The following is a 19,190-nucleotide window of genomic DNA, read 5'->3' as shown; positions in this document are numbered from 1 at the left end:
TTCCCCGCAAGGGGGAAGGGGCTACGACCTAGGCCGCCTCGACCCCGAACTGCAGGCGGGCCAGGCGGGCGTAGAGGCCGCCCTTGGCGAAGAGCTCGGCGTGCGTGCCCTGCTCGACCACGCGCCCCTCCTCCATGACCACGATCCGATCGGCTTTCAGCACCGTCGCCAGGCGGTGGGCGATGACCAGGGTGGTGCGGCCGGCCATGGCCGCGTGCAGGGCCTGCTGGACCAGGCGCTCGCTCTCGGCGTCGAGGGCGCTGGTGGCCTCGTCGAGCAGCAGGATGGGCGCCTCGCGGGCCAGGGCGCGGGCGATGGCCAGGCGCTGACGCTGGCCGCCGGACAGGGTCTTGGCCCGCTCGCCCACCGGGGTGTCGAAGCCCTGCGGCAGGGCCGACAAGAAGCCGGCGGCCTGGGCGGCCTCGGCGGCGGCCTTCAGCTGCTCGTCCGTCGCGTCCTGGCGGCCGAAGCGGATGTTGTCCAGGGCCGAGCCCGAGAACAGCGGCGAATCCTGGGCGACCAGGGCCATGCGGGCGCGAACCTCGGCCGGATCGGCGTCGCGCAGGTTCACCCCATCCAGGCGGATCGCGCCGTGCTGGGGGTCATAGAAGCGCAGGAGCAGCCGCAGGACGGTGCTCTTGCCCGCGCCGGAGGGGCCGACCAGGGCGACGGTCTCGCCAGCCTTCACGGACAGATCAAAGCCGTTCAGCGCCGGCAGGTCCGGACGACCGGGATAGGCGAAGGTCACGTTCTCGAACGCGATCTCGCCGCGCGCCGGAACAGGCAGCGGCGTGGGAACCGCCGGGGCGGCGATGCCGGGACGCGCGTTCAAGAGCTCGGAGATCCGGTCCATGGCCCCAGAGGCCTTCTGGACGTCGCCCCAGACCTCGCCCAGGGCGCCGATGGAGCCGGCGGCCATCACCGCCAGCATGGCGAACTGGGCCAGGGTGCCGCCGGTCATCTCGCCCGACAGCACCAGCCGCGCGCCGCTCCATAGCAGCAAGGTGATGCCGCCGAAGGCCAGGATGATGACGATGCCGGTCATGCTGGCCCGCGTGACGATGCGCTTGACCGAGGCCCTGTAGGCCGTCTCGACAGCGGCGGCGAAACGGCTCGACGAGGCTTTCTCGCGGCCGAAGGCCTGCACCGTCTCCAGGGCGTCCAGGCTCTCGCCGGCGTAGCCGACGGCGTCCGCGAACTTGTCCTGGGCGGTGACGGTCAGCTTGCGCACCCGGCGACCGACCAGGAACATCGGCGCCAGGATCACCGGCACCATCAAGACGATGAAGCCCGCCAACTTCGGCGAGACCACCGCCATGTAGGTGAGGCCCCCGACCAGGCTGAGGATGTTGCGCAGGGCGATCGAGGCCGAGGCCCCGACCAGTTGCTCGATCAAAGCCACGTCGGTCGTCAGGCGCGACAGCACCTCGCCGGTGCGGGTCTTGAGGAAATATTCCTGGTCCAGCGTCAGGGTGTGGGCGTAGAGCGCCCGGCGCACATCGGCCACGACCCGCTCGCCCAGCCGGGTGATGAAAAAGAATCGCAGGGCCGTCGCCACCGCCAGCACCATGGCGACCGCGCCGAGGCCGACGAAGGCGCTGTTGATCTCGCTTCCCTGCCCCTTGGCGAATCCGTGGTCGATGACCTCCTTGAAGGCCGCCGTGAGGCCCAGGGTCGCGCCCGTCGAGAACAGCAGGAAAAAGCCCGCCGCCAGGCCGTCGCCCTTGTGGGCGGCGACGAAAGGCAGCAGGTGGGCCAGGGGACGGATGTCCTTGCGGCGCGGCCGCCGGGCCTTGGCCTCGGCCATGCCCTGGACCAATTCCGCCCCCGCGCCGGGGCGGCCTTCGGCCTTTTGGTCGCCGGCGGTCACGTCGGTCATCAACTGTCCCTTGCCAAAATCGCGCGCGTTCTTTATAGCCGCGCGTCTTCGAGGGCCACCCCGCGCGTGCGCGGTTTGGCGCTTACCCCATTCTCACTCGCCGGCTTAGTCGGTCTGGATCGCCGCCATGAAACAAGACATTCACCCCGACTACCACTTCATCACCGTCACCCTGACCGACGGTTCGAGCTACAAGACCCGCTCGACCTACGGCAAGGAAGGCGCGACCCTGGCGCTGGATATCGATCCGCGCACCCATCCGGCGTGGACGGGCGGCAACGCCCAGCTGATGGACCGCGGCGGCCGCGTCTCGCGCTTCAACGCCAAGTTCGCCGGCTTCACCGGCAAGAAGGCCTAAAAACCCTTCTCGCCGTAAGGGCGACGGAAAGCCGGCTCCGCGCATCGCGGGCCGGCTTTTTCTGTGTCTGGACATCAGGCGAAGACCGGCGCCCAAGCCGCGGGGTCGGGATCATCGGACGTTTTGACCGAACGACGCGCGCGTCGGGGGCGGCTTTCCCTCAACCGTTCACGCCGGCCCGGCGAGATCCGCGAGACCCAGGCCTTGAACATCCGCCAACCGGGCGCCAGCCGCGTCACGACCAACACGGCGGCGAAGAGCTCGATCCAGGCGACGATATCGGCGGCCAGGACCCAGGCCATATCCATCAGCACCAGTTCCGACGCGCCGAAAGCCATCACCAGGACGATGGCTGTGACCAGCATCTGCCGCCACGTCATGGCGTCCAGCTTGCGCGCAGGGGCCTCGATCAGCATCCGCCAGAGCCGGCCGCCCGGTTCGCGCGCGACGGCCAGGGCCAAAAGCCCGATCAGGGCGGCGATCAGCAGCGACATGCACGACTCCAGCAAGCTCTACCGGAGATGGGCACGACCGCGATCACCGCAAGCGTCCCTCAAGGACAGCTATTCAGGCGTCGGATCATACGGATCATCGCCCTTATCGCGCATCAGGTCGGTCGCCGTGAAATCCAGGGCGTCCTCGGCGTCGTCGAAGCATAGCTCCGACACCGTCTGGTCGCGCACCGAGATCCCGGCCTTGTGGGTGCTCTCCGGATCGCCGGTGACCAGCGGATGCCATTGCGGCAGGTCCTTGCCCTCGTGCAGCCGCCGATAGGCGCAGGAGCGCGGCATCCACTCCAGGTCCTCGATATTGTACGGCGTCAGCTTGATGCAGTCCGGCACCGTCTTCTTGCGGTTCGGATAGTCCTTGCAGCGGCACAGGTGCTCGTCGAACAGCTGGCAGTGGACGCGGGTGGGAACGATCTCGCCGGTGTCCTCGTCCTCGAAGCGGACCAGGCAGCACAGGCCGCAGCCGTCGCACAGGCTCTCCCACTCGGGGACGGTCATCTCGGCCAGCGTCTTGGTCAGCCAGAAAGGTTTGCTTGAATTCATGGCCCCGTCCTAAACCCGAATGACCCGGCGACCAAACAGAGCCTAACCTTAGACGTGACCGACTCGACGCCGCCGACCGATGAGACCCCGCCCCCGGAGCCCTCCGCCCCCGCGCCCGCGCCGGTGGAAAGGCCGCATCGCTTCGAGACGAAGCCCGCGAAGACCCGCGGCGCCTGGCGGGTCTGGGCTTGGGTGCTCACCGGACTACTGGCCGCGATGCTGGTCGCCGCCCTGGCCGTGGCCGGCGGCGCCTATGTCGTCTGGGACAAGTACCTGAAGGACACGCCCCAACTGCCGCCGCGCGAGGCGCTGTTCGCCCTGAACCGCGCGCCCGCCATCCGCTTCGAGGACCGCTACGGCCAGGTCATCGCCACGCGCGGTCCGCGCTATGGCCGGCCGGTCAAGGTCGAGGAGCTCCCGCCCTATGTGTCCCAGGCCTTCCTGGCCGCCGAGGACCGCCGTTTCTACGACCACGGCCCGATCGATGTTCAAGGCGTCTTCCGGGCCGCCTGGATCAACTGGCGGGCCGGGCGCACGGTGCAGGGCGCCTCGACGCTCAGCCAGCAGCTGGCCAAGGGCCTGTTCCTCAGCCCCGACCGGATCATCAAGCGCAAGCTGCAGGAGATGCTGCTGGCCTATCGGCTGGAGCAGGTGCTGACCAAGGACGAGATCCTCGAGATCTATCTGAACCGCATCTATTTCGGGGCCGGGACCTATGGCCTGGACGGCGCGGCCCAGACCTATTTCGGCAAGTCCGCCAGCCAGCTGACCCTGTCGGAGGCGGCCCTGCTCGCCAGCCTGCCCAAGGCCCCCTCGCGCCTGGCCCTGAACCGCGACCTGGAGCGGGCTCTGATCCGCTCGCGCCTGATCCTGGCCAACATGCGCGCCGAGGGCTGGATCAGCGCCCGGCAGGAGCGCGAGGCGCTGGAGGACCGCCCCGCCCTCTCCCCCATCGGCCAGGACGAGGGCGACTTTGGCTGGGTGCTCGACTACGCCACCACCGAGGCGGTGAAGATCGCGGGCCCGAACGCGCCGGATCTGGTCGTGCGCCTGACGATCGACCCGCTGCTGCAGCGCGAGGCGGCCGAGACGATCCGCCAGACCATCGCGGTCGACGGCCCGGTCTCCGGCGTCTCCCAAGCCGCCCTGCTGTCGCTGTCGGCCGACGGGGCGATCCGGGCGATGATCGGCGGGACCGACTATGTCGAAAGTCCGTTCAACCGCGCGATCCAGGCCCGCCGCCAGCCCGGCTCGACCTTCAAGCCGTTCGTCTATGCGACCGCCGTGGAGCATGGCGTGCTGCCGACCGACATCCGCGTCGACGAGCCGGTGAAGTTCGGCGACTGGGCGCCGGAGAACTACGGCGGCGGCTATCGCGGGCCGATGACCGTCGAGCAGGCCCTGATCGCCTCGACCAACACCATCGCCGCGCAGCTGGGCCATGAGGTCGGCGGCGCGGCGATCGGCGAGCTGGCCCATCGCTTCGGCTTCACCAGCCTGCCAGACGCCCCGGACCTGTCGGTGGCGCTGGGCTCCTACGAGGTGACCCTGCTGCAGCTGACCTCGGGCTTCCAGGTGTTCCAGCTGGGCGGGATCCGGCTGGAGCCCTATCTGATCGAGTCGATCGGCACCCAGGGCGGCCAGGAGATCTGGACCCACCAGCCGCCGGCCGGCGAGCGGCGCGTCTATGACCTTGGCCACGCCAGCACCATGGTGCGGATGATGGAGAAGGTGGTGACCGAGGGCACCGCCCGCCGCGCCGAGTTCGGCCGTCCCGCCGCCGGCAAGACCGGCACCAGCCAGAACTGGCGCGACGCCTGGTTCGTCGGCTTCACGCCCGACTACGTCACCGGCGTCTGGGTCGGCAACGACGACGAACGGCCGATGAATAAGGTGGTCGGCGGCGACATTCCGGCGGCCGTCTGGCGGCGCTTCATGGTCGCGGCCCACGCCTCCCTGGCCGTCAGCGACTTCCCGTGGCTGCTGGACGATCCGGTGGCCGAGACGAAGCCCGACCCGCGCAACGGCTTCTACGAGACGCTGGCCGCCGAGTTGGCCCGGACGGCGTCGGAGCGGGAGGACGCCGGGGCGCCGGCGACGGAACCTAGCAACTAAGTCCCTTCTCCCCTTGCGGGAGAAGGTGTCAGCGAAGCTGACGGATGAGGGGTCGAAAAGCTTGTCCGGACAGCGGAGCAAGACCCCTCACCCGCCCCGCTTCGCGGGCCACCCTCTCCCGCAAGGGGAGAGGGATTTGCCTACCGATACCCCGTCATCGAGGTCGGCCGATCCTGCGGCCGGGTCGCCCAGGTCTTGTTCGGCGTCGCGCTCATCGTGAAGACCAGCTCGCCGCCAGCGATGATCTCCTCGTGCCTCAGGAACGCGCGGGTCAGCGGCTGGCCGTTCAGGGTGACCTTGGCGACGTAGGGCGCGGCGTCGGACAGTCCCACCGTCCGCACGGCGAAGCGTTTGCCGTTCGGCAGGTTCAGGCTCGCCCGCTCCACGAACGGCCGGCCGATCGCGTACTCGTTCGAGGCCGGGGTCACGGGATAGAAGCCCAGCGACGTAAACATCAGCCAGGCCGACATCTGGCCCAGGTCGTCATTGCCCGACAGGCCGTCCGGCGTCGGCTTGTACTGGCTTTTCACGATCTGCGTCAGCCGCGCCTGGGTCCGCCAGGGCGCGCCGGCGTAGTCGTACAAGTAGGCCACGTGGTGGCTGGGCTCGTTGCCGTGGATGTACTGGCCGATCAGGCCGGCGATGTCCTCGGCGTGCGAGTAGTCGACCTTCGAATTGTCGAAGTCGAACATGGCGTCCAGCTTCTTCGCCGTCGCCGCGTCGCCGCCCAGCGTCTTGACCACCCCGCCCAGGTCCTGCGGCGCGAACCAAGAGTACTGCCAGGCGTTGCCCTCGGTGTAGTCCGAGCCGTAGTTGATGGCGGTCGGGTTGAAGGGCTCGCGATAGGTCCCGTCGCTCTTACGCGCCCGCAAGAAGCCGGTCTTGGCGTCGAAGCTGTTGCGCCAGTAAGCGGCGCGCTTCTCGAACGTCGTGGCAACCTCGGCCTGGCCCAGGTCGCGGGCCATGCGGGCGATGGTCCAGTCGTCATAGGCGTATTCGACCGTCTTGGAGGCCGCCTCGGGCTCCTTATCGATCGGGACGTAGCCCAGCGTCATGTAGTCGCCCAAGCCCCCGTACGGCGCGTAGGTCGCGCTCTTGACCATGGCGTCGAGGGCGGCCTTGCCGTCATAGCCGCGGATGCCCTTCATCCAGGCGTCGGCGATGACCGGAACGGCGTGATAGCCGATCATCGTCCACGTCTCCTGGCCGTGGAACTGCCAGACCGGCAGGATCTGGTAGGGGCTCTGACGCTGCGAGGCGATCAGCGAATTGACGACGTCGTTGGTGTAGTCCGCCGGCTGCACCAGGGTCAGCAGCGGATGCTCGGCCCGGAAGGTGTCCCACAGCGAGAAAGTCGAGTGGAAGGTGAACGGCCGGCCGTCCAAGGTCCCATCGTGCACCTGGTCGTCGGGGCCGCGATAGCGGCCGTCGGCGTCGGCGAAGACGCTGGGGGCCAAGAGCGTGTGATAGAGCGCCGTGTAGAGCGTCTTGCGCATCGGCGCGGGCGCCGCGATGTCGACCGCTCCCAGGGCCTTCTCCCAGGCCGCCTTGGCGCGGGCGCGCTGGGCGTCGAAATCGAAGCCTGGCTCGTCGCTGGCGAGATTGGCGATCGCCCCGTCCTCGCTGACCGACGACAGCGCCACCTTCACCGTCAGCGGGCCATCGATCTGGCCAAAGTCGAAGACGCCGACCAAGGCCCGGCCCTGGATCTGAGCGCGGTCGTTGGGCGTCCGTCCCGGCTGGGCGAAGCCCTTGTAGGGCACGTCCGTCTCGCGGTTGTGGAAGGCCTGGCCGACCAGCGGCTTGTCGAAGCGGATGGCGAAGAACAGCTTGCGCCCCGGCGCCCAGCCGCGCGTCTCGCGATAGCCGGTGACCGTCCCGTCCGGCGCGACGCGCAGCCGCGACCACAGCACCTTGCCCGGATAGTTGTAGATCGAGCTCCTCAGATCGATCAGCACCTGGGCGCGCTGGCCCTTGGGAAAGGCGTAGCGGTGCAGACCCGTGCGCAGGCCGGCCGTGAGTTCGGCGCGCACCTGGCTGTCGCTCAAGGTCACCGCATAGTAGCCCGGCTGGGCGACCTCGCTGTCGTGGCTGTAGCGCGAGCGGTAACCGCTTCCCGGCTTGTCCGCGTCGCCCGGCTCCAGCTTGGCCTCGCCGACCACCGGGGTCAGCAGGATGTCGCCCAGGTCGGAGTGGCCGGCGCCCGAGAAATGAGTGTGCGAGAAGCCCAGGATCGTCGGATCGCCGAAGCGATAGCCGGCCGCCCGGGCATAGCTCTGCTTGAACGGCAGGATGTCGGTGTCCGGGCTCAGCTGCACCATGCCGAACGGAGCCACAGCGCCGGGGAAGGTGTGACCGTCGCCGCCCGTGCCGATAAAGGGATCGACGGCGTCGTAGGCGGAGGTTTGGGCCTGCGCCGCCGCCGCCAGGAGGGTGAGGCTCGCGGTCAGAACGGGAAGCAGGCGCATTGGAGAACTCCGGCACGGGGCGGAGGCACCCTATCGGCTAGGCGGCGCCTTTCAAGGCCCGCTCCACCGCCGCCATGGCGTGCAAGGTGGTGGTGTCGAACACGGGGACCGGGCTGTCGTCCTGGCCGATCAGCAGCATGATCTCGGTGCAGCCCAGGATGATCGCCTGCGCGCCGCGCTCGACCAGACGCGCGATCGCCGCCCGATAGGCCTCGCGCGAGGCGTCCATCACCCGGCCGGCGACCAGCTCCTCGTAGATGATGCGGTGGACGACGGCGCGGTCCTCGGCGTCTGGCGTCAGCACGGTCAGGCCGTGGTTCTTCTCCAGCCGCTCGCGATAGAAGCCGTGCTCCATCGTGAAGGCCGTGCCGAGCAGGCCGACGGTGGCAAGGCCCGCCGCCTTGATCGCCTCGCCCGTCGGATCGGCGATGTGCAGCAGCGGGATACGGACCGCGGCCTCGATGGTTTCGGCCTCGCGGTGCATCGTGTTGGTGCAGAGCACCAGGAAGTCGGCGCCGCCGGCCTCCAGCGCCCGGGCCGCGTCGGCCAGCCGCCGCGACAGCTCGGGCCATTGGCCGGCGTGCTGCAGGCGCTCGATCTCGGCGAAGTCGAACGACCACATCAAGGTCCGCGCCGAAGCCACGCCGCCCAGCCGCTCGCGCACGGCCTCGTTGATCAGCCGGTAGTACTGGGCCGAGCTCTCCCAGCTCATGCCGCCGATCAATCCGATGAGCGCCTGTTCGGTCATGGCGTGCTCCGCGTTGTGGACGCGACGCCCTCTAGCAGGCGGTGGCGCGTTAAAGAACCTCCCGCCGCGCCAAGTGGGCGATGGCGACGACCAGGGCTAGCAAGCCCAGTCCTCCGCCCAGCGCCAAGGCGGTCTCGACGCGCCAAGGCTGGCTCGCCAGCATGTTGACCGGCATCTGCCAAGGGAAGAACACCCCCTGCTTGGCGCTGGTCGCCACCACGGAAAAGAAGGTCCCGCCGATCCCTAAGGCCAGGGCTGGCGCGAAGCTGGCGAACCGCAGCGCCGTCCATATCTGGATGGCGATCATTAGCAGGGCGGCGGCCACGACCTTGGCGTTCAGCGCCATCGCCTTGGCGACATCAAGCGGTCCGGCCGGCGCCACGGCGGGCTTCAGCGCCGACGCGGCGGAGATCGCGCCCCAGGTGATCACCTGGTTCAGCAAGGTCATGACCACGACCAGGGCCACAACGCAGATCGCCTTGGCCGCGTAGAGCTTCCAGCGCGCCACCGGCAAGGCGCGCAGATGATCCCAGGCGCGCGGGGTGTGCTCCATCTGAGCGACCAAGGCCGTCAGGGCGGTGACGCTCATCGGCAGCATGAAAAAGGCCCAGATGCCCGTTGATGTCTGGAGCAAGGTCTCCCACGGCGACGGGTGCTTGTTCCGCAGCAGGGCGAAGAACGTGAAGAAGCCGATCAGACACGGCGCGGCCAGGACCAGCACGGCGGCCAGGGATCGGTTCAATTTGCGAAGTTCGACGGACAGGACGGCGAGCATCAGGCGGCCTCGGCTAGGGACGGACGGGAACCAGCGACGCGGCGATAGATGTCCTCCAAGGACTGTTCGCGCGGGCCGATGGCGAAGACAGACGCGCCGTTCTCGACCAGCAGGCGGGTGATGGCGGCGGCGGCCTGGTCGGCGTCCTCTCCGGCCCTCAGCGCCACGGTCAGGCCCGTCTCGGCGGCAACGGGCGAGCGGCCGTGCGCCAGCAGCAGACTCACGGCCCGCATATCGTCGCCGGTCCGCAGGATCAGTTCGGGCGCCAGCTCGGCCTTCAGCCGCGCCAGCTCGCCCTCCAGCACCAGGCGGCCCGCGTCCACGACGCCCACGTGGGTGGCGGTCTGCTCGATCTCGCCCAGCAGGTGGCTGGACAGCAGCACCGTGGCGCCGGCGCGCTCCGGCAGGCTCTTCAGGAAGCGGCGCATGTCGGCGATGCCGTCCGGATCCAGACCATTTGTCGGCTCGTCCAACAGCAGCACGGGCGGCGCGCCCAGCATGGCGCGGGCCAGTCCCAGCCGCTGGCGCATGCCCAGGGAGTAGCCGCCGACCTTGCGGCCCGCGTCGGAACGCATCTCGACCACCTCCAGCACCCGCTCGACCTCGGTCGCGCTAAGGCCCAGCAGGGTCGCCGTCAGGGCCAGATTCTCGCGCCCGGTCAGGTTGCCGTAGAAGCCGTGCGCCTCCAGCAGCGCCCCGATTCGACGCACCGCCGCCATCCGCTGGCGAGCGACATCCAGACCAAGAACACGCACGCGTCCAGCGGAGGGCCGCAGCAAGCCCAGCACCATCTTCAGCGTCGTGGTCTTGCCCGCGCCGTTGCGACCCAGGAAGCCGTACACCGCCTGTTCGGGCACGGTCATGGACACCCCGTCGACAGCCAGGCGGTCGCCAAAGCGTCGGGAAAGGCCTTCGGTCTCTATCGCGGCGATCATGCTTCAGCGCCCCTCGATCTTTAAGTTAGATATAAAGTTGCGAGCGGTCGATCTTTAAGTCAAGATTAAAGACACGACACAAACTCACGCTTGGAGAAGGACCGTGGGCCAGCCCGACATCGACCGTTTTCGCCGCCGGTGCGGCCAGTTTCGCTGGCTGGCCGTGTTCATGGTGGTCAGCGTGGGCGCGATCCTTGGCCTGGCGCTGGCGATCATTCCGCGCGGCTTCAAGTTGGAACTGCTCATCTCGAACCTTCCGGCCGTCTGTTACCTGTTCGGGGTCTGGTCGATCGGCCAGGCGCTGGGCGAGGTGTCGAAAGGTCGGCCGCTTCAAGCCGCGCTGCCCGGAGCGATGCGCAAGGTCGGAATCTCGCTGGCGATCGGCGGCGTGATCAGCGTCTTCGTCGTCACCAACCTGATGAGGCTGGCCGGCCAGGCCAAGGGCGGCTATCTGCACTTCGACGTGGCCGGCATGACGCTGGGCATGATCGGCGGCGCGCTTTTCCTGCTCGGCCGCGTCATGGACCAGGCCCTGGCGGCCCAGGCCGAACTCGACGAGATGATTTGATGCCCGTCCGCGTCACTCTGGACGCCCTGATCGTCGCCAAGGGCATCAAGGCCCGCGACCTGGCGGCCGAGGTCGGCCTCAGCGAGACCCAGCTGTCGCTGTTCCGCTCTGGGAAGGTGAAGGGTATCCGCTTCCGCACCTTGGCGCGCCTATGCGCGGCCTTGGACTGCAAGCCGGGCGATCTGCTGGACTACGCCTTCGACGCTCAGGACCTGGACGCGGCGGACGAGGGCGACTGAGCCGCTCGCCAATCCTCCGCCGTCTGGCCCCACATCTGGGTCGGCCCGGCCGCGTCCATCGGCGGCGGCAGAGTGACCAACTCGACCAGACGCGCCCCCAGCCGCTGGGCCACCGCTTGGGACGGCAGGTTGTCCGGATGGATCATGTGGCCGACGAAGTCCCAGCCCAGGGTTTCGAAGACATGTCCCAGGCAAGCCCTCGCCGCCTCGGTCGCGTAGCCCTTGCCCCAGGCGTCGCGATGGAACAGCCACCCCACCTCGGGCGCCGGCCAGCCTTCGGGGCGCCAGGGTCCGACGCGGCCGACCCAGCGGCCGGTGGCCTTCTCGATCGCCGAGAACTGGCCAAAGCCCAGCAGCGACCACATTCCGACCACCTGGGCTAGAGCCCGCCAAGCAACGCTTCGCGCCATCGCGCCGCCCAGATAGCGCATGCATTCAGGATCGGTGTGAAACTCGGCCCAGCCCGCGTCGAAGTCCGCTTGCTGGGGCAGGCGCAGGATCAGCCGGTCCGTTTCAAGGATCACCGCCACGCAAATCTCCCCTCGTTCTTGCCGGGCCAGGCGATCCGGGCTCTAAATTCAGTCGGGGACTGGATCATGAGGGGGCCATGGGGGGCTACGACTATTTGCGGCTGGCCGCGGCGATCCTGGTGATCGCCCACCACGCGCGGGTGCTGGACGGGCGACCGCCCCTCATGCTCGGCGGCGGCGCTGACTTGGGCGCGCTGGGCGTGGGGATCTTCTTCGTGATCAGCGGCTATCTGGTCGCCGGCAGCCTCGCGCGGGCGCCCAGCCTCGGCGTCTTCGTCGCCAAACGCGCGCTGCGGATCTTTCCCGGCCTGGCGATCGCGCTGCTGTTCACCGCCTTCGTCCTGGGTCCGCTGGTCAGCACGGTGGGCCTTGGCGACTATCTCCGAGATCAGGCCCCCTACGGCTACGTGCTGAGGAACCTCAGCCTCTATGCCGTCACCTACGACCTGCCGGGCGTGTTCCTGGCCGCGCCGATGGCCGGCGTCGTCAACGGCTCGCTGTGGACGCTGCGGCTGGAGTTCACCGCCTATCTCGCCCTCGCCGCCCTCGGCGCGGCGCGCCAGGCGACGACCAGGCCCCTGGCGTCGCTCGCGATCATCGCGGCGGGCGTGACGATCGGCTTGCACGTCGCCGGCCTCGACGCGCGGGGCGACTTCTTCCGCATCGTCTATCTGGCCAGTCTGAACGGTTTCCTGTTCCTGGCGGGCGCCGGGTTCTGGACAAGCCGCGCGGCGCCGCCGGTCTGGCTTGCGATCGTGACGATCCCGCTCCTGCTCACGCCACTCTGGTTCCTGGCCCTGCCCGCCCTGGTCGTCCGGCTGGGCGCCTTGCCCCTGCCCAGGCCCCCGGTCGACCTGTCGTACGGGCTCTACATCTACAGCTTTCCGCTGCAGCAGATGCTGGCCGAGCGCGGCGCGCTGAACCTGCTAAGCTCGCTAGCGCTCGCCTTGCCCTGCGCGGCCCTGTCCTGGTTGCTGGTCGAAAAGCCGGCGTTGCGACTGAAGACGCGGCTCACGCCCCCGACGCCGCGGACTGTCCTCAGTCCCGCAGCGGCCTTAAGCGATTGACGTGGCCCATCTTGCGGCCGGGGCGGGCCTCGCCCTTGCCGTAGAGGTGGACGCGGGTCTCCGGCTCGGCGGCCAGCTTCTTCCAGGCGTCGACGTCGGCGCCCAGCAGGTTGGTCATCTCGACGTGATGGTGCGGCTGGGTGGGACCCAGCGGCCAGCCGGCGACGGCGCGGATGTGCTGCTCGAACTGGTCGACCTCGCAGCCGTCCTGGGTCCAGTGGCCGGTGTTGTGGACGCGCGGGGCGAACTCGTTGACCAGCAGCTTGCCGCCAGCCAGCTCGAACAGCTCGACCCCGATCACGCCGACATAGTCCAGCGCGGTGAGGATCTTGGCGGCGATGGCCTCGGCCTGGTCGCGGGTCGCCGGCGTGATCTTGGCCGGGGCGACGGTGCGGCGCAGGACCCCGCCCTCGTGGTGGTTCTCGCTGACCGGATAGCAGGCGATCTCGCCGTCGCGACCGCGCGCGGCGATCACCGACAGCTCACGGCCGAAGTCGGCCGGGGCCTCGAGGATCGCGGCCTGACGGCCGATGCGGTCATAGGCTTCCTCGGCCTCGCCAGCGCGCTGGATCCAGGCCTGGCCCTTGCCGTCATAGCCTTCGCGACGGGTCTTCAGCAGAGACGGCGCGCCGATGCGGGCCACGGCCTGCGCCAAGCTCTCGCTGTCGTGGACGGCGGCGAAAGCCACGGTGGGCACGCCGATCTCGGCCAGGAAGCTCTTCTCGGCGACGCGGTCCTGGGCGGCGGCCAGGGCCTTGGCGCCGGGCGAGACCACCGCGCCCAGGGCGGCCAGCTCGGCCACCGTGTCGGCGGGGACGTTCTCGAACTCGTAGGTGACGACGTCGCAGGCCTCGGCCAGGCGCTTGAGGGCCCAGCGGTCGTCATAGGCGGCGACGATCTGGCGGGCGGCGACGCGGCCGGCGGGCGAGGCCTCTTCCGGATCCTGGATCACCACGTCGAAGCCGAGACGCGCGGCGGCCAGGGCCAGCATGCGGCCCAGCTGTCCGCCGCCCAGGATGCCGATGGTCGAGCCGGGGGCCAGGGGGAACTCAGCCATCTTGATCTCTTAGTCCTCGACGCTTTCGGCGACGCTGTCGGTCTGGGCCGCGCGGAAGGCCGCCAGACGCTGGGCGAGATTCGCGTCCGACAGGGCCAGGATCTGGGCGGCCAAGAGGCCGGCGTTCTTGGCCCCGGCCTCGCCGATCGCCAGGGTGGCGACGGGAACGCCGCCCGGCATCTGGACGATCGAGAGCAGGGAATCGAGACCCGACAGCGCCTTGGACTGCACCGGCACGCCCAGCACCGGCAGGTTGGTCATCGAGGCGGCCATGCCCGGCAGGTGCGCCGCGCCGCCGGCGCCGGCGATGATCACCTTGTAGCCGGCCTTTTCCGCGCCCGTGGCGAAGTCGAACAGACGCTGCGGGGTGCGGTGGGCCGAGACCACCTTCGCCTCCCAGGCCACGCCCAGGCTGTCCAGCGCATCGGCGGCGCCCTTCATGGTTGGCCAGTCCGAACGGCTGCCCATGATGATGGCGACAGGCGGGGTGGTCGAAGACATCGGCGTCATCCCGTTGATGAAAGCCGCCCCGTATGCGGGCGGCCCCCTCCGCGCAAGCCCAAAACGTCACCAAACGCCTGAAACACGAGCGCGCGGCGTCCTACGACCACGCCCTGGGTACGCCGCGATTGCGCCTGACGCGGTTGCCGTTAACCATATTCAAGCTGTGCCATTTCGATTCGCGTAGGGTCATGAAGATTACCGGCGCCCGGACCGAACCCTTCGCCGCCATCCGCAAGCGCGCCTTGGCGCGAGCGGGCGCCCAGGTCGCGGTCCGCGAGGTGTCCGCGCCCGACAGCGCCGCCTTCCTGGGTCTCGGCGAGACGGACCTGACACCCAAGGTGATCGAGGCCCTCCAGACCCTGATGACCGAGATCGAGGACCTGCGGAACGAGGTCTCGGCCCTGAAGCTGCGGCTGAACGAGGCCCAGAACCTGGCGGACATGGACGCCCTGACCCCGGTGCTGAACCGCCGCGCCTTCCTGCGCGAGATGAAGCGCGTCGCCGCCTTCGCCCAGCGCTACGGCTCGCCGGCCAGCGTGGTGTTCTTCGACCTCGATGGCTTCAAGTGGGTCAACGACCGCTTCGGCCACGCCGCCGGCGACCAGGCCCTGAAGGCTGTCGCCAAGCGCCTGCTGAACAATGTCCGCGAAAGCGACATCGTCGGGCGCATGGGCGGCGACGAGTTCGCCGTGCTGCTGGCCCAGGCCGATCGAGAGACCGCCCTGACCAAGGCCCGCGCCCTGGCCGATGCGGTCATGGGCGCGCCGGTCGAGTTCGGAGAGTGGTCTGCGCCGCTGCACATCTCGTACGGCGTGCGCGAGATCGAGCCCGGCGCCGATCCCGAGGTCGCCCTGGCCGAGGCCGACGCGGCCATGTTCCTGCGCAAGCGAAAAGCGGCCGTCGCCTAGATCCTTTTCAGGCCGCGTCGGGCTCGGACAACCGAAGATCGTGCGACCTTATCGCGCGGCGACCGAGAGTCATTCGCAGACTATGCTCTTCAGGGTCTGTTAAGCATGGCGGCGCGGGACGGATGCAGAAAATTCTGATCGCCGAGGACGATCCCGTCCTGTCGATGATCTACGAGATCACCCTGACCGAGGCCGGCTTCGAGGTCTTGCTGTGCCATGACGGCCAGGAAGCCTTCGAGGCGCTGGACAGTTTTTCCCCCGACCTGGTGATCACCGACCATTCGATGCCGCGCATGAGCGGCGGCGACCTGATCAGCGCCGTCCGCCGCGCCTGCCCGCACGCCGCGACCTTGATGGCCTCGGGCGTCGACACCCGCCTGCTGCGCGCCGACCAGCACGCCGACGCGCGGCTGGAGAAGCCGATCACGCCAGGGCGATTGCTGGATACGGTCCGCGCGCTGGAGGCCGCGCGCGGCTTAGCCTGACAGAAGTTTAAGCTGACCCGGACCGCCCGCCCAACCTAGGGTGCGGCCAAGTTCCGGGGGACTTTCCTTGATCCGCAGATCTCTCGCGGCGGCGCTGGCCGCCCTGTTCGCCGCGCCTGCGCTGGCCGCGACGCCCAAACCTTCGGTCAATGTCTATCGCGTCGCGCCCGTGATCGAGGATGGCAAGGTCAGCGCCCTGGCGATGACCGTCAGCCTGACCGCCGACGCCGATGGCGAAACGCGCCTGGATCTTCCGGACGACTGGGGCGGCGGAGAACGATTGTGGCGGTTCATCAAGGACCCCGTCGTCATCGGCGGCCGACTCTCGACGCCGGACGAGAGGACCTGGATCGTTCGGTCCAAGGCCCGCGCGCCGCTCACCGTGCGCTATCGCGTCGTCAGCGCCTATGAGGGCCCGCCGCCGGTCGATAGCATCACATACGCCCAGCCGATCATTGGGCCCGACGGCTTCTATGTCGTGGGGCATACCGTCTTCGTTCGCCCCAAGGATCGCGACCGCGACCGGGTCCGCTTCGTCTGGGCGCCCGGCACCTCGGGCCTGACGCTGGCGTCCGATCTGGAGCGCCTCGAGAAGACCCCCGGCAAGATGGACGACCTTGGCGACAGCGTGATGATCGCCAGCAAGGATTTGCGGATCCTGACCCGCGACGCCGTCGGCGCGCCGGCCCGCCTGGCCGTCCGGGGGAGCTTCGGCTTTACGGACGACGACTTTGTCGACATGACCGCCCGCATCATCCGCGCTGTCCGCGGCTTCTGGGGCGACAAGGGCGAGCCATTCCTGGTCACCCTGATGGCCCAGGACGCGCCCAAGGGCTGGCGCTCGATGCGCGGCTCGGGCCTGGGCGACGCCTTCGCCGTGATCTCGACGCGCGAGCAGCCGCTTGAGGACTACCGGATTTTCCTCACGCACGAGTACTTCCACACCTGGAACTCAAGCCAGGTCGGCGGGCTGGCGGATGGTCCGGACGAGCCAGCGGGTTACTGGTTCAGCGAAGGGTTCACCGACTACTACGCTCGTCGACTGGCCCTGCGGTCGGGGCTGATCAGCCTCGAGGCTTTCGCCGCCGACTGGAACGCGGCGCTGGAGGCCTACGGGACGTCACCGGCCCGCTCGACGCCCAACGCCGAGATCGCCAAGCGCTTCTGGGGCGACAAGTTCGTGCACAAGCTGCCCTATCAGCGTGGCGCCCTGTTCGCCGCCCTGATGGACGCCCAGTTCAAGGACAGGGGCGGGCTTGATGCGATCATGCGGGCCATGCGCGACGACGCCAAGGGACGCGACCCGGCCGCCTGGGGTCATACGGCCGCGACGCTGTTCCCAAGGGTCGTCAAGGCCAGGACCGGCGTCGACGTCGCGCCTCAGATCAAGCGGTACATCACCGAGGGCGAGCCCATCGTCCTTTCGCCCGGCGTGTTCGGCGGCTGCCTTTCGGTGGAAACTCGAACGCGCGCGAGCTTCGACCCTGGCTTCGACCTCGACGAGACGCGCAGGACCCGGATTGTCAGCGGAGTCATCCCTGATGGCCCCGCCTATGCCGCCGGGCTACGTGACGGCATGAAATATATGGGTCGCGACCGGGGCGTGGACGGCGACGGCTCGATAGAAGCCGGCTACGCGGTGCGAGACGGAGGGCCAACCCGCGTCATCCGCTACATGCCCGCCGGCAAGGGAACGGTGACTGTCCAGAGGGTCATGGTCCCCGCCGCCCTGACGCCCGAAGCCCGCGCCGCCTGCGCGAAGGCTGTCGCCGGCTAGCTAGGCGATGATGTCCGGCATCAGCAGGTCTTCCAGACGGATGATCTCGTCCTTCAGGGCCAGCTTCTTCCGCTTCAAGCGGGCGATCTGCAGCATGTCGGGCTGGTAGCGCTCTTCCAGGGCCTGGATGGCGTCGTCGAGATCCTTGTGCTCCTCGCGCAGGTCGGCGAGGCGGCGTTCGATCGCGATGTCGGAGTCGTCCGACGGATCGTCGTCGTTCATGGACATGATCTCAGATGGGCCCGCTGACTAGATAGATGGGAAAGCCTGACGACCGGTAAAGGCCGCCTAAGACGTTTGATTTTCAAGAGCCTTGGCGAGCTGTTCGAGCGCGGCCCGGCGCGGCGGGTCGCCGGAGGCCTCGGCGGCGGCCACGAGGCCCTCGATCACCGAGGCCGGCGCGCCCGCGGGACCGCTCAAGGCTTCCAGGCTTTCCAGCAGCACCCGCTCGCCCTGAAGCTCCACGGCCTTGACCGCGTCGCGCAGGGCCTCCTTGGCGGCGTCGTCGACCGGAGGACGCGGCGGCTTCAGGGCCCGGCGCACGCCCCGCAGCGGCGCGCCGATCTCGGCGTCCCAGTCGCGCATCAACCGGGCCGCTTCCTTGAGGTCGGCCGAGCGCCCCTCGCCCGCCGCCCAGGCGGCCCACAGCAGGTAGGGCACGTTCTGACCGTGGCCGTCCTGCAGGTTCAGGCACGCGGCCGCGACAGGTTGTCGCGCATAGACCTCCAAGGCCCAGTCCCAGATGCGCATCGGCGTTAACCCTCACCCTTGCTGGTGATGGTCTCCCCAATCGACGGCAAGTCCTCGCCCCAGCGCTTCACCGGTCGCCAGGAGAGGTCGAAGAGGTCCAGGACCCGGCCCACCGACTGGTCGACCATCTCGGCGATCGAGGCGGGCTTGGCGTAGAAGGCCGGCAGCGGCGGGGCGATCACCGCGCCCATCTCGGCCAGCTTGGTCATGGTCCGTAGATGGCCCAGGTGCAGCGGCGTCTCGCGGATCATCAGCACCAGGGTCCGGCGCTCTTTCAGGGTCACGTCGGCGGCGCGGGTCAGCAGCGAAGACGTTACGCCCGTGGCGATCTCGCTCATCGTCCGCACCGAGCAGGGCGCGATGATCATGCCCAGCGTCCGGAACGAGCCCGAGGCGATCGACGCCCCGACGTCGGCGGCGCGGTGGACCACATCGGCCTTGGCGTTGACCTCGGCGACGCTGAGACCTGCCTCTTGAGCGAGCGTCAACGCCGCGGATTTAGACAGGACGAGGTGGCTCTCGACGCCCAGCTCGCGCAAGGCGTCCAGCGTCCGCAGGCCGTAGACGACGCCGGAAGCCCCCGTGATCCCGACCGCTAGCCTTTGTCGATCAACGGTCTTCGAAACGTCGGTCATGGTGAATGTTCGTCCGTCATGGGAGCAAAAACGGCCCCGTCAAGCGCCGCCTGTTGCAATCATATGTGATCTGACAGCGTCGCGCAGCGGGTGTTCACTTTCCTCTCCAACAGCAAGGAGCCGAGAGCCATGGCCATCGAATCCCGTATCCGCGAGCTTGGGTCCCGTCACGAGAACCTCGACCGCAAGATCCAGGAGGAGACCAACCGACCCGGTTATGATCCGACGCTGCTTCGAGAGCTGAAGCGTCAGAAGCTTAGGCTGAAGGAAGAGATCGAGGGCCTCAGGGCCCGAATGCACTAGCTGCGACGAGCAGCCGAAAAACGAGAGGCCCCGCTCC

22 protein-coding genes are annotated in these 19,190 nt (G+C 68.8%); 9 read left to right on the top strand and 13 right to left on the bottom strand.

Features of this window, described 5'->3' with window-relative positions; all coding sequences use genetic code 11:
- Positions 1-28 precede the first annotated feature (28 nt).
- On the bottom strand, positions 29-1,882 hold the full coding sequence (locus tag CSW60_RS14680) for an ABC transporter transmembrane domain-containing protein (protein ID WP_201723066.1): 1,854 nt from the start codon (positions 1,880-1,882) through the stop codon (positions 29-31).
- Between the two features lie 124 nt (positions 1,883-2,006).
- Here CSW60_RS14680 and rpmE point away from each other — a divergent pair, with 124 nt between their 5' ends.
- Positions 2,007-2,237 carry a 50S ribosomal protein L31 gene (rpmE, locus tag CSW60_RS14675; protein WP_066686633.1) on the top strand — a complete coding sequence of 77 codons (231 nt, stop codon included), beginning with the start codon at positions 2,007-2,009 and terminating at the stop codon, positions 2,235-2,237.
- Positions 2,238-2,311: 74 nt separating this feature from the next.
- On the opposite strand, the gene CSW60_RS14670 is transcribed toward rpmE, so the two are convergent.
- Both CSW60_RS14670 and CSW60_RS14665 read right to left on the bottom strand, forming a co-directional pair.
- On the bottom strand, positions 2,312-2,731 hold the full coding sequence (locus CSW60_RS14670; RefSeq protein WP_099538078.1) for a hypothetical protein: 420 nt from the start codon (positions 2,729-2,731) through the stop codon (positions 2,312-2,314).
- Positions 2,732-2,800: 69 nt separating this feature from the next.
- Positions 2,801-3,289, bottom strand: coding sequence for a YcgN family cysteine cluster protein (locus CSW60_RS14665; protein ID WP_099538077.1), 489 nt, complete (start codon positions 3,287-3,289; stop codon positions 2,801-2,803).
- Between the two features lie 54 nt (positions 3,290-3,343).
- On the opposite strand from CSW60_RS14665, the gene CSW60_RS14660 reads away from it, so the two are divergent.
- Entirely contained in the window at positions 3,344-5,404 is a 2,061-nt protein-coding gene (locus tag CSW60_RS14660) for a PBP1A family penicillin-binding protein (RefSeq protein WP_099538076.1), read from the top strand.
- 140 nt (positions 5,405-5,544) lie between these two features.
- Here CSW60_RS14660 and CSW60_RS14655 read toward each other — a convergent pair whose 3' ends face one another.
- Genes CSW60_RS14655 through CSW60_RS14640 form a run of 4 tightly spaced genes read right to left on the bottom strand, consistent with a single transcriptional unit; the run spans position 5,545 to position 10,330 of the window.
- Entirely contained in the window at positions 5,545-7,872 is a 2,328-nt protein-coding gene (locus CSW60_RS14655; RefSeq protein WP_099538075.1) for a GH92 family glycosyl hydrolase, read from the bottom strand.
- Positions 7,873-7,909: 37 nt separating this feature from the next.
- Entirely contained in the window at positions 7,910-8,620 is a 711-nt protein-coding gene (locus tag CSW60_RS14650; protein ID WP_099538074.1) for an aspartate/glutamate racemase family protein, read from the bottom strand.
- Between the two features lie 49 nt (positions 8,621-8,669).
- Positions 8,670-9,395, bottom strand: coding sequence for an ABC transporter permease (locus tag CSW60_RS14645; protein ID WP_099538073.1), 726 nt, complete (start codon positions 9,393-9,395; stop codon positions 8,670-8,672).
- Complete coding sequence (locus tag CSW60_RS14640) at positions 9,395-10,330, bottom strand: ATP-binding cassette domain-containing protein (RefSeq protein WP_099538072.1); 936 nt, start codon at positions 10,328-10,330, stop codon at positions 9,395-9,397. Before CSW60_RS14640 ends, CSW60_RS14645 begins: the two co-directional genes overlap by 1 nt.
- Before the next feature lie 103 nt (positions 10,331-10,433).
- On the opposite strand from CSW60_RS14640, the gene CSW60_RS14635 reads away from it, so the two are divergent.
- Both CSW60_RS14635 and CSW60_RS14630 read left to right on the top strand, forming a co-directional pair.
- Positions 10,434-10,898 carry a DUF2975 domain-containing protein gene (locus tag CSW60_RS14635; RefSeq protein ID WP_099538071.1) on the top strand — a complete coding sequence of 155 codons (465 nt, stop codon included), beginning with the start codon at positions 10,434-10,436 and terminating at the stop codon, positions 10,896-10,898.
- Complete coding sequence (locus CSW60_RS14630) at positions 10,898-11,137, top strand: helix-turn-helix transcriptional regulator (RefSeq protein WP_099538070.1); 240 nt, start codon at positions 10,898-10,900, stop codon at positions 11,135-11,137. Before CSW60_RS14635 ends, CSW60_RS14630 begins: the two co-directional genes overlap by 1 nt.
- Here CSW60_RS14630 and CSW60_RS14625 read toward each other — a convergent pair.
- Entirely contained in the window at positions 11,104-11,667 is a 564-nt protein-coding gene (locus CSW60_RS14625) for a GNAT family N-acetyltransferase (RefSeq protein WP_099538069.1), read from the bottom strand. The genes CSW60_RS14630 and CSW60_RS14625 overlap by 34 nt on opposite strands.
- 77 nt (positions 11,668-11,744) lie before the next feature.
- Here CSW60_RS14625 and CSW60_RS14620 point away from each other — a divergent pair, with 77 nt between their 5' ends.
- Entirely contained in the window at positions 11,745-12,734 is a 990-nt protein-coding gene (locus CSW60_RS14620) for an acyltransferase (RefSeq protein WP_099538068.1), read from the top strand.
- Here CSW60_RS14620 and CSW60_RS14615 read toward each other — a convergent pair.
- Complete coding sequence (locus CSW60_RS14615; RefSeq protein WP_099538067.1) at positions 12,706-13,791, bottom strand: 5-(carboxyamino)imidazole ribonucleotide synthase; 1,086 nt, start codon at positions 13,789-13,791, stop codon at positions 12,706-12,708. The two genes, CSW60_RS14620 and CSW60_RS14615, sit on opposite strands and share 29 nt — an antisense overlap.
- Positions 13,792-13,800: 9 nt before the next feature.
- A complete protein-coding gene (gene purE, locus CSW60_RS14610) occupies positions 13,801-14,292 on the bottom strand; it encodes a 5-(carboxyamino)imidazole ribonucleotide mutase (protein ID WP_099539138.1) in 492 nt (163 codons plus the stop codon).
- 191 nt (positions 14,293-14,483) lie between these two features.
- On the opposite strand from purE, the gene CSW60_RS14605 reads away from it, so the two are divergent.
- The 3 genes from CSW60_RS14605 (at position 14,484) to CSW60_RS14595 (ending at position 17,465) form a co-directional block, all read left to right on the top strand.
- Positions 14,484-15,203, top strand: coding sequence for a GGDEF domain-containing protein (locus CSW60_RS14605; protein WP_099538066.1), 720 nt, complete (start codon positions 14,484-14,486; stop codon positions 15,201-15,203).
- A gap of 122 nt (positions 15,204-15,325) precedes the next feature.
- On the top strand, positions 15,326-15,688 hold the full coding sequence (locus CSW60_RS14600; protein WP_099538065.1) for a response regulator: 363 nt from the start codon (positions 15,326-15,328) through the stop codon (positions 15,686-15,688).
- 67 nt (positions 15,689-15,755) lie between these two features.
- Positions 15,756-17,465 (top strand): M61 family peptidase, encoded by a 1,710-nt coding sequence (locus CSW60_RS14595; protein ID WP_236634290.1) that lies wholly within the window; start codon positions 15,756-15,758, stop codon positions 17,463-17,465.
- Here CSW60_RS14595 and CSW60_RS14590 read toward each other — a convergent pair whose 3' ends face one another.
- Genes CSW60_RS14590 through CSW60_RS14580 form a run of 3 tightly spaced genes read right to left on the bottom strand, consistent with a single transcriptional unit; the run spans position 17,466 to position 18,850 of the window.
- Positions 17,466-17,696: a YdcH family protein gene (locus CSW60_RS14590; RefSeq protein ID WP_201723105.1), complete on the bottom strand. Its 231-nt coding sequence runs from the start codon at positions 17,694-17,696 to the stop codon at positions 17,466-17,468.
- A gap of 57 nt (positions 17,697-17,753) precedes the next feature.
- Entirely contained in the window at positions 17,754-18,215 is a 462-nt protein-coding gene (locus CSW60_RS14585; protein WP_099538063.1) for a TIGR02444 family protein, read from the bottom strand.
- Between the two features lie 5 nt (positions 18,216-18,220).
- Positions 18,221-18,850 (bottom strand): UbiX family flavin prenyltransferase, encoded by a 630-nt coding sequence (locus tag CSW60_RS14580; RefSeq protein WP_099538062.1) that lies wholly within the window; start codon positions 18,848-18,850, stop codon positions 18,221-18,223.
- 129 nt (positions 18,851-18,979) lie between these two features.
- Here CSW60_RS14580 and CSW60_RS14575 point away from each other — a divergent pair, with 129 nt between their 5' ends.
- On the top strand, positions 18,980-19,153 hold the full coding sequence (locus CSW60_RS14575) for a YdcH family protein (RefSeq protein WP_066686601.1): 174 nt from the start codon (positions 18,980-18,982) through the stop codon (positions 19,151-19,153).
- Positions 19,154-19,190: the final 37 nt, after the last annotated feature.

Origin of the sequence: Caulobacter sp. X (assembly GCF_002742635.1) — a bacterium.
Classification (GTDB): Bacteria; Pseudomonadota; Alphaproteobacteria; order Caulobacterales; family Caulobacteraceae; genus Caulobacter.
Note: the sequence above shows the minus strand (reverse complement) of the source record. Positions and strands in the feature narration are given on the sequence as shown.

What these genes read in the sequence shown, in the direction of transcription:
- CSW60_RS14630 (WP_099538070.1), top strand. Translation starts at nt 10,898, where the DNA reads ATGCCCGTCCGCGTCACTCTGGACGCCCTGATCGTCGCCAAGGGCATC.
- CSW60_RS14670 (WP_099538078.1), bottom strand. Translation starts at nt 2,731, where the DNA reads ATGTCGCTGCTGATCGCCGCCCTGATCGGGCTTTTGGCCCTGGCCGTC.
- CSW60_RS14645 (WP_099538073.1), bottom strand. Translation starts at nt 9,395, where the DNA reads ATGCTCGCCGTCCTGTCCGTCGAACTTCGCAAATTGAACCGATCCCTG.
- CSW60_RS14585 (WP_099538063.1), bottom strand. Translation starts at nt 18,215, where the DNA reads ATGCGCATCTGGGACTGGGCCTTGGAGGTCTATGCGCGACAACCTGTC.
- CSW60_RS14640 (WP_099538072.1), bottom strand. Translation starts at nt 10,330, where the DNA reads ATGATCGCCGCGATAGAGACCGAAGGCCTTTCCCGACGCTTTGGCGAC.
- CSW60_RS14665 (WP_099538077.1), bottom strand. Translation starts at nt 3,289, where the DNA reads ATGAATTCAAGCAAACCTTTCTGGCTGACCAAGACGCTGGCCGAGATG.
- CSW60_RS14650 (WP_099538074.1), bottom strand. Translation starts at nt 8,620, where the DNA reads ATGACCGAACAGGCGCTCATCGGATTGATCGGCGGCATGAGCTGGGAG.
- CSW60_RS14575 (WP_066686601.1), top strand. Translation starts at nt 18,980, where the DNA reads ATGGCCATCGAATCCCGTATCCGCGAGCTTGGGTCCCGTCACGAGAAC.
- CSW60_RS14655 (WP_099538075.1), bottom strand. Translation starts at nt 7,872, where the DNA reads ATGCGCCTGCTTCCCGTTCTGACCGCGAGCCTCACCCTCCTGGCGGCG.
- CSW60_RS14580 (WP_099538062.1), bottom strand. Translation starts at nt 18,850, where the DNA reads ATGACCGACGTTTCGAAGACCGTTGATCGACAAAGGCTAGCGGTCGGG.
- CSW60_RS14605 (WP_099538066.1), top strand. Translation starts at nt 14,484, where the DNA reads ATGAAGATTACCGGCGCCCGGACCGAACCCTTCGCCGCCATCCGCAAG.
- CSW60_RS14615 (WP_099538067.1), bottom strand. Translation starts at nt 13,791, where the DNA reads ATGGCTGAGTTCCCCCTGGCCCCCGGCTCGACCATCGGCATCCTGGGC.
- purE (WP_099539138.1), bottom strand. Translation starts at nt 14,292, where the DNA reads ATGTCTTCGACCACCCCGCCTGTCGCCATCATCATGGGCAGCCGTTCG.
- rpmE (WP_066686633.1), top strand. Translation starts at nt 2,007, where the DNA reads ATGAAACAAGACATTCACCCCGACTACCACTTCATCACCGTCACCCTG.
- CSW60_RS14600 (WP_099538065.1), top strand. Translation starts at nt 15,326, where the DNA reads ATGCAGAAAATTCTGATCGCCGAGGACGATCCCGTCCTGTCGATGATC.
- CSW60_RS14620 (WP_099538068.1), top strand. Translation starts at nt 11,745, where the DNA reads ATGGGGGGCTACGACTATTTGCGGCTGGCCGCGGCGATCCTGGTGATC.